Genomic DNA, 11,911 nt, shown 5'->3' on the forward strand with positions numbered 1-11,911 from the left:
ACCATTGAGCCATGTTGACCGAATCGACCATCACGACGATGCTTCCGGTGACCGACAGTGAACGCGCCGGCCACTTCTACGCGGACTCCCTCGGCCTGAAGCAGACGGGGAAGGGCGAAGACGGAACCCTCTACTTCTCGGCGGCCGGCGGGGCCATCGGCCTCCGCCCGATGCCGGCCGGCTCGCAGAGCGAGAACACGGCACTGAGCTTCGAAGTCGGCGACCTGCCCGCCGAAGTCAAGGCCCTGGAGGACCGCGGCGTGCGGTTCCAGGACTTCGAGCTGGAAGGCCTGAAGACGGTCGACCACATCGCCCAGCTGGGCAACGAGCGGGCGGCCTGGTTCAACGACTCCGAAGGCAACGTGCTCTGCCTGCACGAGGTCATGGGCTGACCTGCTGGGGGCGCGGGGGTGCCGGCCCGGTTACCGGCACCCCCGCGTGCGCAACCACTCCTTCGCCGCGGCCTCGGCATCGGCGGCGGGCTGGTCCGGCGGGATCGGGGTGTTGCCGTGGACCCGCCCGGTCCGGTCGACGTCGCGAGCCACGGTGAGCAGCAGGGTGACGCCTCCGCCGAGGTCGACGGCGTCGTTGCCGGTCGCGTACCCCGCCGTGGGGGCGCCGAACGAGCGTGCGATCCCGCGCGTCGCCACCAGCGTCGCTTCCCCGGAGCTGACGGTTTCGCCTGAGGTCAGTACCGCGATCGGCCGCCGCGGCAGTTCCACGGGGTTGGGCCGGGCGGACGCGGACCGGCCGTCGAGCCAGAACTGCCCGTCGTGGATTTCCCACGCCGTCCGCCCGCCGTCCCTGGTGACGAACGATCCGACCGGGCCGTCGCCGAGCACCGGAGCGAGCACCGTGAGCATCGGGAACATCGAGCCGCCGTGGTTCGCCCGCAGGTCGACGATCCAGCCGCAGGCCGAAGACGCACCGGCCAGCGCCGCGAACCCCGCGTCGAGGTAGCGGCGTGCCGCGGCTTCGTCGGGGCCCACACCGGGGAGGCGGAGGGTGGCGACCCCGCCTTCGGTTCGCGCCGTGGGGACCTCGCCCTCCCCGGCGATGTCGTGCCCGGGGTAGAGCAGGATCGTGTGCGGGTCGTGCAGCTCGCTGACCACGTACTCGAGTGCCTTCAGCGTCCCGATATCGGCCCGCGCGCCCCGCGCGAGGTAGGCCGCCCGAGCTTCGACGCGCGGCCAGTCGACCTGCGCCGAATCGATGGACTGCGCCCGGATCAGCGCGATCGTCCGGTCGAGGAACTCGGCCGGCGTGTGCGGCCGGACTCCGGCAGCGCCGCCCGCGCAGAAGAGCACGAGCGCGGTCACCAACAGCGAAACTCGACCCCCCATAAGGGCCAGGTTACGCCAGTGACGGCATCAGCTTGATCGCGTTCCCGGACAGCACCCCGCTCAGCACGTCATCCGGCAAACCCAGCCCGATGAGCGTCCGGACGTTGGCGGCCACCGAAGGCACGCCCGGCCAGTCCGTCCCGAACACGAACTTCCCCGCCAGCCGCGCGAAGTCGAACCGCCGGTAGTACTCCGGCAGCTTCTTCGGCGGCAGCCCGGCGAGGTCGAGCCACACGTTCTCGCGCGCCAGCGCCAGGAACGCGGCGACGTCGTACCACCAGCCGCGACCGCCGTGGGCGAAGACGAACTGCAGCGAAGGGAAGTCCTCGACCACATCGGACAGCAGCTCCGGGTTGCCGAAACTGGTGCGGGAGCCCGGGAAGCTCGACGTTCCCGAGTGGAGGATCACCGGCACCCCGCGTTCGAGGCACAGCTGGTAGACCGGGTACAGCTCCTTGTCCGCCGGCGAGAACGCGCCGTGCACCGGGTGGATCTTCAGCGCCACCGCGCCCAGCTCCAGCTGCCGCTCGACCTCCGCCGCCGCCGGGTGGTGGACGTACGGATTCACGTTCGCCACCAGCCGGAACCTCTCCGGGTTGACGGAGACCAGCGGCAGGTTGTCCTCGATCGGCTGGATCCCGGTCGCGCGCGGGCTGTACTCGCAGAACAGCAGCACGCGGTCGACGCCTTCGGACTCCATCAGTTCGTCCATTGCGGACGGAACCACGTCCCCCGAAGCCGAGTACACCGAACGCCACGGGTACGTCCCGGCGAAGTCGTGCGCCCACTGCAGCCACGCGGGTTTCAGCGTCGGCAGCCGCGGCGCGTGGACGTGCGCGTCGACCACGAAGTGCCCGTCGATCACGGGCTCGGCACCACCCGCAGCACGTCGCGGACCTGCTCGCGGATCACGTTGCGGCGGATCTTGCCGGTCGCCGTCTTCGGCAGCTCGGCCAGTTCGACCACCCCGCGAGGCCGCTTGAACGCCGCGAGCCCCTCGCGGCAGAACTCGATCAGCTCGGCCGGGTCGACCGCGAAGCCGGGCGCCGCGACCACGCACGCCACCGGTTTGTCGATGCCGTCGGCGTCCGGCGCGGCGACCACCGCGACCTCGGCCACCGCCGGGTGCTGCCGGAGCCGTTCCTCCACTTCGGACGGTGACACCCAGATCCCGCCCGCCTTCAGCATGTCCCCGAACCGGCCGAGGCAGCTGTAGGTGCCGTCTTCGTTGCGGACGTAGCTGTCACCGGTGCGCAGCCACTCGCCCTGGAAGACGAGCTTCGTCGCGTCGTACCGGGCCCAGTAGCCGGTCGCCGTCGACGGTCCGGCCACGAACAGCTCGCCCGGCCGGCCGGCGGCGTCGATCACCGCCCCGGCTTCGTCGCGGAGCTGCACGGAATACCCCGGCACGGGGACGCCGGTGCTGCCCGGCCGCACCGAACCCGGCTGGTTCGACAGGAAGATGTGCAGCGCCTCGGTCGACCCGATGCCGTCGAGGATCTCCAGCCCGAAGCGGGCGCGGAACCGTTCGAACAGCGACGCGGGCAGCGGCTCGCCCGCCGAAACCGCGTACCGCACCGAAGAAAACGAGTCGTCCGGGACGTCGCTGGCGAGCAGGGCCGCGTAGAACGTCGGGACCGCGAAGAACAGTGACGGCCGCTCCTCACGAGCCCGGCCGGCGAACAACGCGGGTGTCGGCCGCGAAGGCTCCAGCAACGTCGTCCCGCCCGCACCGAGCGGGAAGAAGCACGAATTCCCCAAGCCGTAGGCGAAGAACAGCTTCGGCACGGACAGGAACCGGTCCGACGGCGTCGTCGCGAGCACTCCGCGCGCGTACGTCTCGCAGACCGCGCGGATGCTCGCGTGCCGGTGCATCGCGCCCTTCGGCTGCCCCGTGGTGCCGGAGGTGTACAGCCACAGGGCGGGCGAGTCCTCCCACGTCCGTCCATCGGGGACCGGCCCGGCCAGCGACGGCCAGTCGTGCGTCCGGACGCCGAACCCGGCCGCGTCGCAGCGGTCGAGCACGACGTCGGTGACCTCGGGGGCCAGCTCCAGCGCCGTCTGCGCCTGCCCGGCGAACTCCCCCGACACGCACAGCACGCGCGCCCGCGAGTCGGCCAGCACCTGGCCCAGCTCCGGCCCGGTGACCATGGTCGACACCGGGACCGCGACCGCGCCGGCCAGCATCGCGCCGAGGATGCCGGTGAGCAGCTCGACGTCGTCGACCATGCAGAACATGACCCGTTCTTCGGGCCGCACCCCGAGTTCGGCGAGCCCGCCGGCGACGCGCCGGGACTCCTCGGCGAGCTCGGCGTAGGTCAGCGAACGGCGGGGCGACACGACCGCTGTCGCGTCCGGGTGCCCGGCCCGCAGCAGGTACTCCGCCGCGTTGAACCCTGTCGCCACCAGGCCTCCTACGTGAGGTACACGTACTCGTAGTCGACGGGCTTGCCGTTGATGCCCTGCCGCGGCGGCGCGACCCAGCTCGCGATCTTCCCCCGCTCGTACACCGGGTGCATCAGCGAACGGACGAACGTGAGGTCTTCGGTCGTGGGCAGCCACTTGCGTTTGCCCGCCTCCCAGGTCGCCTCGTCGACGATGGTGCCGTCGGGAGTGACGTGGTGGCCGGAGTTTATGCCCACTTCGCGGTTGAAGCCAGGGTGCGGCAACCGGAACGCGTGGTCGATCCCGGCGTCGGCGAGGATCTTGTTCCAGCGTTTCACGCCGGTCTGGCAGTCGGCCACGTACTCGCTGCGCAGGTCGAGGTTCAGCAGCAGGATCGCCTGCAGCTCTTCGGTGGTCCAGGTGCCGTCGCCGTTCGGCCGTTCCAGCGTGCGGGCGTCCTCGGTGAGCTTGTGGTCGTCCTTGCGACGGGTTTCCTGCCAGCGGCCCTTGAGCCCGGCGGTGTAGTAGTTCGCCGCGTTCGTCGACGTCTCGCTGCCGAACAGGTCCAGGGACACCGTGTAGTGGAAGTTGATGTACTTCTGGATGATGTCCAGCGGGATGCCGCCGTGCGGGCCGATGTCGTAGGTGTCGTGCTCGCGGATCAGCTCGGCGCTGCGGGTCACCACGCGGTCGACGCCGGTGGTGCCGACCATCATGTGGTGCGCTTCTTCCTTGAGCATGAACTCGCAGGTGCGCGAGAGCGGGTCGAAGGAGGACTCCTTGAGCGTGCCGAGCTGGTACTTCCCGTCGCGGTCGGTGAAGTAGGTGAACATGTAGAACGCCAGCCAGTCGGCGGTTTCCTCGTTGAACGCGCCGAGGATGCGGGGCGCGTCGGGACTACCGGAGTTGCGCAGCAGCAGCCCTTCGGCCTCGTCACGGCCTTCGCGGCCGAAGTACGCATGCAGCAGGTACACCATCGCCCACAGGTGCCGGCCTTCTTCGACGTTGACCTGGAAGAGGTTCCGCAGGTCGTAGAGGCTCGGCGCGGTCAGGCCGAGCAGCTTCTGCTGCTCGACCGACGCCGGTTCGGTGTCGCCCTGGATAACGATCAGCCGCTGCAGGTCGGCGCGGTATTCGCCGGGCACCTGCTGCCAGACCGGCTCGCCCTTGTGCTCGCCGAAGGCGATCCGGCGGTCCGGGTCGCGCTCGGCGAGGAAGATGCCCCAGCGGTAGTCGGGGACGTTGACGTGGTCGAAGTGCGCCCAGCCCTCGCGGCCCACGCTGACGGCGGTGCGCAGGTAGACGCCGTGGGTCTCCAGCGTCGGCCCCATTTCCGACCACCAGTGCATGAACTTCGGCTGCCAGCCTTCCAGCGCCCGCTGGAGCCTGCGGTCTTCGGAGAGGTTGACGTTGTTGGGGATCTTCGCGTCGTAGTCGATCTGCTCGGGCATCTGCGCTAGACCCGCTTCCTGTCGAAGACGGCCTTCTGCCCCGTACCGTAACGGCGCAGCGCGCCTTCCGGCCCGGATGCGTTCGGCCGGGTGAAAATCCAGTTCTGCCAAGCCGCCAGCCGGCCGAAGATCTTCGTCTCGATGGTCTCGGGGCCGACGAACCGGTGGTTGGCCTCCATCCCGGTGAGCGCGTCCGGGGAGAGCGACGCCCGGCCTTCGAGGGCGATCCGGATCTCGTCCTCCCAGTCGAGGTCGTCCGGGGCGTCGGTGACCAGGCCGAGTTCGAGGGCTTCGGCGGGGGTCAGTGCGCGGTTCTTCTCGCGGGCGAGCCAGGCGAGGTGGTCGTCGTCGCCGTAGAAGCGCGCTTGGAGCCGGGTCAGGCCGTTGCCCATCGGGAACGCACCGAAGTTGGCGTCGGTCAGCTGGATGGACGCACGTTCTTCGGAGTCCTCGTCGTCGATCGGCGGGCCGTCCAGGATGTACTGGCGGTCCGCGGCCAGCGCGATCTCCAGCAGCGCGCCGGTGAAGCAGCTGCCCGGCTCGATGAGCGCGATCAGGCTGCGGCTGGTGACGTCGAGGCGTTTGAGCGTGCGCTTGAAGTAGTGCGTGATCTCGTTGGCGAGCCAGTCCTTCTGCCCCAGTACGGCCTCTTCGTGCGCGCGCACCTTCGCCGGGTCGCCTTGCGTACGCAGGATCCAAGTGCCGGCTTCGACCTCGTTGGTGCGCAGCCGCAGAATGGCGTCGTCGAGCTCGCGGGTCATGGCGAGGAACCAGCCGTCGGCGCCCTCTTCGTGCAGGTCACCGGGGTCGTTTTCCGGGCCCCTGATGGTGATCGTGGCCTGGTCCTTCTCGACCTCGATGTCGACATGGCGATGTGCCAGCGGGGTCAGCTCGATGCCGTGGTCGGCTTGCTTGCCGGATTCGCGGGCCAGTTCCCGCGCCTTTTCGAGGACCTTCTCGCGGAAGTCCTGGCGGGGCACCAGTTCGTCGACCAGGCGCCAGTCGACCGCCGTCTTGCCCTTGACGCCGTCCGGGCGCGTCGCGAAGACGTCGGCGAGGTCGCGGCGCACCCGTCGCTTGTCGACGACCCGGGTGAGGCCGCCGGTGCCGGGCAGCACGCCGAGCAGCGGCACCTCGGGCAGCGCGACGGTCGAGGAGTTGTCGTCGATCAGGAAGATCTTTTCGCAGGCCAGCGCGATTTCGTAGCCGCCGCCGGCACAGGTGCCGTTCACCGCGGCCACGTAGACCTGGCCGGAGTGCTCGGTGGCGTCCTCCATGCCGTTGCGGGTCTCGTTGGTGAACTTGCAGAAGTTCACCTTCCAGTGGTGCTCCGACGCCGCGAGCATGCGGATGTTCGCGCCGGCGCAGAACACCTTCTCCTTGGCGCTGGTCACGATGACCACGCGGACCTCGGGGTGCTCGAACCGCAGCCGCTGCGTGGCGTCGTACAGCTCGATGTCGACGCCGAGGTCGTAGGAGTTGAGCTTGAGCTCGTACCCCGGAACCAAGCCACCCTGCTCGTCGACGTCCAGCTCCAGCCAGGCCACCTCCCCGTCGACCCGCAGCCGCCAGTGGCGGTACTCGTCGGGACGGCGGTCGAAGGCAACCGGTGTGCTGGTGGTCACTCCTCGATTGTCTACATGAGTCAGACGGAGGTCAATGTTGTGTAGAAACTTGATCTCGGGTGGTCACCCGGTTGACCGCGGCCCACGCCCAGACGAGGAACCCCCAGAGTGCCAGCCCGGCCGCGGCGTCGGTGAAGATCGTCGCGAACCAGAACGCCGGGATGCGCGGGACGCCGGCCAGGAAGTGGCCGAGGGTGACCATCCCGGCCAGCGAATAGACCATGAGGAAGGCCAGCGCTCGCGGGTACCTGCGTTGCGTGTACGCGCGGTAGCCGAGCCAGCCGAACGCCGTGAGCAGCACCCAGGTGGCGGCGACGACGATGCCGCCGACGAGCGGCGTGATGCCCTGCAGCTGCGGGTAGTCCGCATACCGGATGGCGTTGTGCGCGTAGTGGATCGCGGTGCTGAGCAGCGAGAAGCCGAGGATCAGGCGAAGCGGTACGAGTCCCTGGTCCATCGACGCCCCCGATTTGATAGATCGCTCTAGCGACGGTACCGCGGGGCGGCCGCGCCGGGCAAGACACGGCCGCCCCGGGTCGTCAGACGAAGTCGATGCGGTGCTGCGCGACCGGGTAGCCCGCCTTGGCGAACGTCTTCGCCATCGGGACGTTGCCGACGTCGGTGCCCGCGACGATCCGGTCCGCGCCGTACCCGACGAGGTCGTGTGTCGCCTCGACCAGCAGGTCGTACGCGTAGCCGTGGCCCCGGTGCTCCGGGACCACGGCCACGTAACCGATCACCGGGTCGTAGACGTTGCGGCTCGGCAGGACGAGACCGACCAGTTCGCCTTCGGGGGTGTACGCCAGCCGCCACCAGTCCCGCGGCCCCGGCATCCACTTCATGATGTCGAGGTCCTCCTGCGCGGCCGCGTCGATGCCGTGCTCCTCGACGGTCTTCCGCACGTGCGCGTCGAGGCTGCCGACGTGCACCCGCTTGAAGACGTCGAGGATGACGTCGTCGTCCGGCTCCGGCCGGAACTCGAGCCGACCGGTCTTCTCCGGCAGCCCGTTTTCCGGCGTCCAGCGGAAGCGGTAGCGCTCGACGAGCTTGCGGTAGCCCGCCTTCTCGGCCGCTTCGACCCGGCCGTCGACCTCGGCCGCGACCTCCGGGTCGTCCCGCCACCCCGGCGGCGCGTGCAGCGCGTATTCGGCGCGCAGCGGTGCGGTTTTCAGCAGCTGGACGGCCGCGTCGAAGTCGGTGAAGTCGAACCAGTCCAGGGCGACCGGGTCGTCGTCGAGGCTCTTGGCCCACCAAGCGGCGCGGGCCACGACGACGTCGTCGCGCAGCGCGACCCAGACCCGCTCGGGCGGGTATTCGCCACGCTCGGCCATCTCGATGAAGTCGTCGCCGAGCAGCTTGCGGCCGACGAGACCGCGGTCGGGCAGGGAGGTGAACAGTGCTTCTTCGCCCGCTTCGAGCGGGCGGATGACCAGATCGGTCATGGAGATCCTTCCAGGAGTACGCGCTCCCGGTCAGACAGCCGGCACCCTCGCTGCGAGGTGGGAGCGCGTGATCGGTTGCGTGATCATCGGTCCCACCTCCTTTCGCCGGTCAAGGTGCCTGCCGGAGACCTTAGAGGGTCCGCCCGCGGTGATCAACGTATTTTCTGGAGCACCACGCGCGTGCTCAGCCGGGGTTCGGCGTAGGAGTGCGACGCCTCGACGACGTACTCGCCCGCGATGTGCTGCCAGCCGTCGTTCCAGACCTCGGCCGCCCGCGCGGCGACCGCGATGTCGGCCTCCACGACGTCGCCGGGCCCGGCTTCGAGGCTCGCGAACCCGGCCAGCCACCGGTGCGGCCGGTCGCCGCGTTCGGTCGGGACGAGGTAGAGCTGGACGACTTCGCGGCCCCTGCGCGGTCCGGTGTTGCGTATGCGGACCCGGACGCGCGCGCCGCCTTCCTCGTCCGGGTAGGCGTCGAGCTCTTCGTACTTCCAGGTCGTGTAGCCCTGGCCGTGGCCGAACCAGTACGCGGGTTGCCGGTCGGTGCGGGCCCAGGCGCCATAGCCGACGTACACGCCTTCGCCGTACTCGAGCACGCCTCCCACCGGCGTCACCTCGGTGACCGGTGCGTCTTCGAGCTTCGCCGGCCAGGTCGTCGGCAGGCGGCCGCCGGGCTCTTCGCGGCCGAGGAGGACGTCGGCGAGCGCGTCGCCGCCGGCCTGGCCGGGGAACCAGGTGAGCAGCACCGCGGCGACGTCGTCGCGCCACGGCATCTCCACCGGGGAGCCCGCGTTGACCACCACGACGGTGTTCCGGTTCGCTTCGGCGACCCGTGCGACGAGTTCGTCCTGACGTCCCGGCAGCGCGAGGGAAGTCCGGTCGAAGCCCTCGCTTTCGACCTCGGCGGTCGTCCCGACCACGACGACGGCGACCTCCGACTTCGCCGCCAGCGCCACGGCCTCCTCGAGGCTCGCGTCCGGGTCGAGGACCGGGCCGCGGTGGCCGAGCGCGAAGGTGACCCAGGCGAAGGTCCCCCGGGCGAACTCCGCCATCTCCGACGGGATCCAGTAGGTCAGGCTGACCTCGACCGGCTCGCCCGCGGCCAGCTCGATCTCCCGCCGCTGCTCGTGGACCTGCATGACGGACGTGAAGATGTCCCCGCCCTCGGGCAGGTTCACGCCGTCGAAGAGGGTCTGCCCGGCGACGGTGAGGCGCAGGTCGCCGGGACCGGTGATGCCGAAGGTGTGCGCGCCGCCGGTCTCCGGGACGAACGTGCCGGCGATCTCGACCGAGGCGAGCGTGCCGATGTCGAGCCCGGCGGGCAGTTCGCCGATCCAGTCGATCCTGGCTGTGCGCAAGGAAAACTGCGCGAGTTCGGTGCCGTCGGCCGCTCGGGCCGTCGCGCGGAGCCGGAAACTGTCGGTGGCGGTCGGTAACGTCATGCGCGGATCGGCACCAGGGGCGTAGGCCAGCTCGGTGCCCGGCGGAACGGCCGCTTTCAGGCCGTCCAGAGGGGAGATGACGTGGTCGGGGAACACGGTGGCGCTGCCACCACCCAGGATCTTCGGGTCCGCGGCGAGCGCGCCGATGAGCGCGATGCTCTGCGGTTCCTGCAGGGGCAGCAGGCCGGTTTCGTTGCGGAGCAGCACGAACGACCGGCGCGCAACCTCGCGCGCGATCGTGTCGCCGTCCACATCGGACTCTTTCGCCGCGGGCCCGTCGCCGAGCGCGCCGGTCCGGTGGGCGAGCAGGAGCACGCGGCGCACCATGGCGTCGACCACGGCTTCGTCGACTTCGCCGCCGCGAACGGCTTCGGCGAGCCGTTCGCCGAACACCGTGCGGGGGCCGGGCATGGCCACGTCGAGGCCGCCGTTGGCGGAGGCGACGGTGTCGCGCGCGGCCAGCCAGTCGGAGACGACGAAGCCGTCGAAGCCCCATTCCTCGCGCAGCACGCCGTTGAGCAGCTCGGCGTGCTGGGTCATCGTGACGCCGTTGACACCGTTGTAGGCGGCCATGATCCCCCACGGCTTCGCGCGCCGGACGATGAGTTCGAACGGCGCGAGGTAGAGCTCGCGCAGCGCGCGCTCGCCGACGAGCACATCGACGGTGAAGCGTTCGGTCTCGAAGTCGTTGGCCACGAAGTGCTTGACCGTGACGGCGACCCCGCCGTCCTGCACGCCGGTCACGTAGCCGGCGCCGATCATCCCGGTGAGGAGGGGGTCTTCGGAGTAGCACTCGAAGTGGCGTCCGCCCAGCGGCGAGCGGTGGAGGTTGACCGTCGGGGCGAGCAGCACGTGCACGCCCTTGCGCCGGGCCTCCTGCGCGAGCAGGCGGCCGGCTTCGACGGCCAGGCGCGGGTCCCAGCTCGCGGCGAGCGCGGTCGGGCTGGGCAGGGTCACCGAGGGGTCGTCCGGGCTCCAGCGCGTTCCACGGACGCCGACCGGGCCGTCGGAGAGCACCAGCGAGGCGAGCCCGATCCGCGGCAGCGCGGGGAGCGACCAGACGTCCTGGCCGGCGAGCAGGCTCGCCTTGGCGTCCAGGTCGAGTTCGGCCAGCAGCGCTTCGACGTCGAAGCTCATGGGCATCCTCCGCGGTCGGTCCTGCCGACACCCTACCTGGCGAAGAGTAGTGAAAGTTATGCTTCCGTGACACTTTCTGCCGTAGGCTCGGGATCATGACCCGGGCCAGAGGCGCCGACCGCCGAGCAGGCATCGTCCGCGCGGCGTTCGAGGTGATCGCCGAGCGCGGCTACCGAGGCACGTCCCTGGCCGCGGTGGCCGAGCGCGTCGGGCTGACGCAGCAGGGGCTGATGCACTACTTCCCCACCAAGGAAGACCTGCTGACCGCGGTGCTGGAGACCCGCGACGAGTGGGACCTGCTGCACTTCGGCCACGCCCCGGCGGGCGACCCGTCGTCGATGACGGTGAACCAGCTGGCGGACCTGGTCGACTACAACGCGACCCGCCCGGGCGTCGTCCAGACGTACACGGTGCTTTCGGCGGACAGCGTCACGGAAGACCACCCGGCCCGGAAGTACTTCCAGGACCGCTACGCCCGGGTCCGCGCGGGCATGGCCCAGATGCTCGAGCGCCACCGCGACGAACTCCCGCCGGGAACCACGCCGGAGCAGCTGGCCCCGCTGGCCATCGCGCTCCTCGACGGCTTGCAGCTGCAGTGGCTCCTGGACCCGGCGGAAGTCGACATGTCGGCCGGGTTCCGCACGTTCCTGAACCTGCTGGGGGTCAAGCCGGACTGACTCCTCAGCGCATCCCCACGCTCTGCCGGTCGACCTCGATCAGCGCCACGACCCGCTGCTGCTCGCGCGAGTACGGCCCGCCGATGTACTTGGTCGCGATCCGGTCCACGATCGCCCATGCGGCGTCCCCCTCGAGCCACTCGGCCACCCGGCCGCGGATGATCACCGGCTCGAACGGGTTGTCCACCGGGGTCAGCGAGAGCGCGACCCGCGGATCGCGGCGCAGGTTGCGGGCCTTGCGCGAGTCCGGGCCGGTCAGGATGGCGATGCGGTCGCCCTCCGGGTCGACCCAGACCGGCACCGAGTGCGGCGCGCCGTCGGGCAGGACGGTGGCGAGGTGACCGATCGCGGTGGTGGCGAGGATGCGGCGGACGTCGGCGTCGAGCATGGTGGGCTCCTTGGTGGGTTG

At 70.3% G+C, this 11,911-nt stretch carries 11 protein-coding genes; 2 read left to right on the top strand and 9 right to left on the bottom strand.

Annotated elements, in window-relative coordinates:
* Positions 1–11: 11 nt before the first annotated feature.
* Positions 12–392, top strand: a complete 381-nt coding sequence (locus ACWEGE_RS17710; RefSeq protein WP_449661530.1) for a VOC family protein — start codon at positions 12–14, stop codon at positions 390–392.
* A 30-nt stretch (positions 393–422) separates the two neighbouring features.
* Here ACWEGE_RS17710 and ACWEGE_RS17715 read toward each other — a convergent pair whose 3' ends face one another.
* The 8 genes from ACWEGE_RS17715 to ACWEGE_RS17750 all read right to left on the bottom strand — a co-directional run bounded on the left by ACWEGE_RS17715 (position 423) and on the right by ACWEGE_RS17750 (position 10,825).
* On the bottom strand, positions 423–1,343 hold the full coding sequence (locus tag ACWEGE_RS17715) for a S41 family peptidase (protein ID WP_449661531.1): 921 nt from the start codon (positions 1,341–1,343) through the stop codon (positions 423–425).
* A gap of 10 nt (positions 1,344–1,353) precedes the next feature.
* The gene (locus tag ACWEGE_RS17720; RefSeq protein ID WP_449661532.1) at positions 1,354–2,208 is read right to left on the bottom strand and encodes an amidohydrolase family protein; all 855 of its coding nucleotides are present in this window, start codon (positions 2,206–2,208) and stop codon (positions 1,354–1,356) included.
* Entirely contained in the window at positions 2,205–3,749 is a 1,545-nt protein-coding gene (locus ACWEGE_RS17725) for a benzoate-CoA ligase family protein (RefSeq protein ID WP_449661533.1), read from the bottom strand. The genes ACWEGE_RS17720 and ACWEGE_RS17725 overlap by 4 nt, the downstream gene beginning before the upstream one ends.
* 8 nt (positions 3,750–3,757) lie before the next feature.
* Positions 3,758–5,179, bottom strand: coding sequence for a benzoyl-CoA 2,3-epoxidase subunit BoxB (gene boxB / locus ACWEGE_RS17730; RefSeq protein ID WP_449661534.1), 1,422 nt, complete (start codon positions 5,177–5,179; stop codon positions 3,758–3,760).
* Between the two features lie 5 nt (positions 5,180–5,184).
* A complete protein-coding gene (boxC, locus tag ACWEGE_RS17735; protein ID WP_449661535.1) occupies positions 5,185–6,804 on the bottom strand; it encodes a 2,3-epoxybenzoyl-CoA dihydrolase in 1,620 nt (539 codons plus the stop codon).
* Positions 6,805–6,835: 31 nt separating this feature from the next.
* Complete coding sequence (locus ACWEGE_RS17740; RefSeq protein WP_449661536.1) at positions 6,836–7,261, bottom strand: hypothetical protein; 426 nt, start codon at positions 7,259–7,261, stop codon at positions 6,836–6,838.
* An 82-nt stretch (positions 7,262–7,343) separates the two neighbouring features.
* A complete protein-coding gene (locus ACWEGE_RS17745) occupies positions 7,344–8,246 on the bottom strand; it encodes a GNAT family N-acetyltransferase (RefSeq protein WP_449661537.1) in 903 nt (300 codons plus the stop codon).
* 152 nt (positions 8,247–8,398) lie between these two features.
* A complete protein-coding gene (locus tag ACWEGE_RS17750) occupies positions 8,399–10,825 on the bottom strand; it encodes a glycoside hydrolase family 3 protein (RefSeq protein ID WP_449661538.1) in 2,427 nt (808 codons plus the stop codon).
* Positions 10,826–10,920: 95 nt separating this feature from the next.
* Here ACWEGE_RS17750 and ACWEGE_RS17755 point away from each other — a divergent pair, with 95 nt between their 5' ends.
* On the top strand, positions 10,921–11,502 hold the full coding sequence (locus ACWEGE_RS17755) for a TetR/AcrR family transcriptional regulator (protein ID WP_449661539.1): 582 nt from the start codon (positions 10,921–10,923) through the stop codon (positions 11,500–11,502).
* Positions 11,503–11,506: 4 nt separating this feature from the next.
* Here ACWEGE_RS17755 and ACWEGE_RS17760 read toward each other — a convergent pair whose 3' ends face one another.
* Entirely contained in the window at positions 11,507–11,890 is a 384-nt protein-coding gene (locus ACWEGE_RS17760; RefSeq protein WP_449661540.1) for a TIGR03618 family F420-dependent PPOX class oxidoreductase, read from the bottom strand.
* Between the last annotated feature and the right edge of the window lie 21 nt (positions 11,891–11,911).

The sequence above is a fragment of the Amycolatopsis sp. NPDC004747 genome, assembly GCF_053601335.1.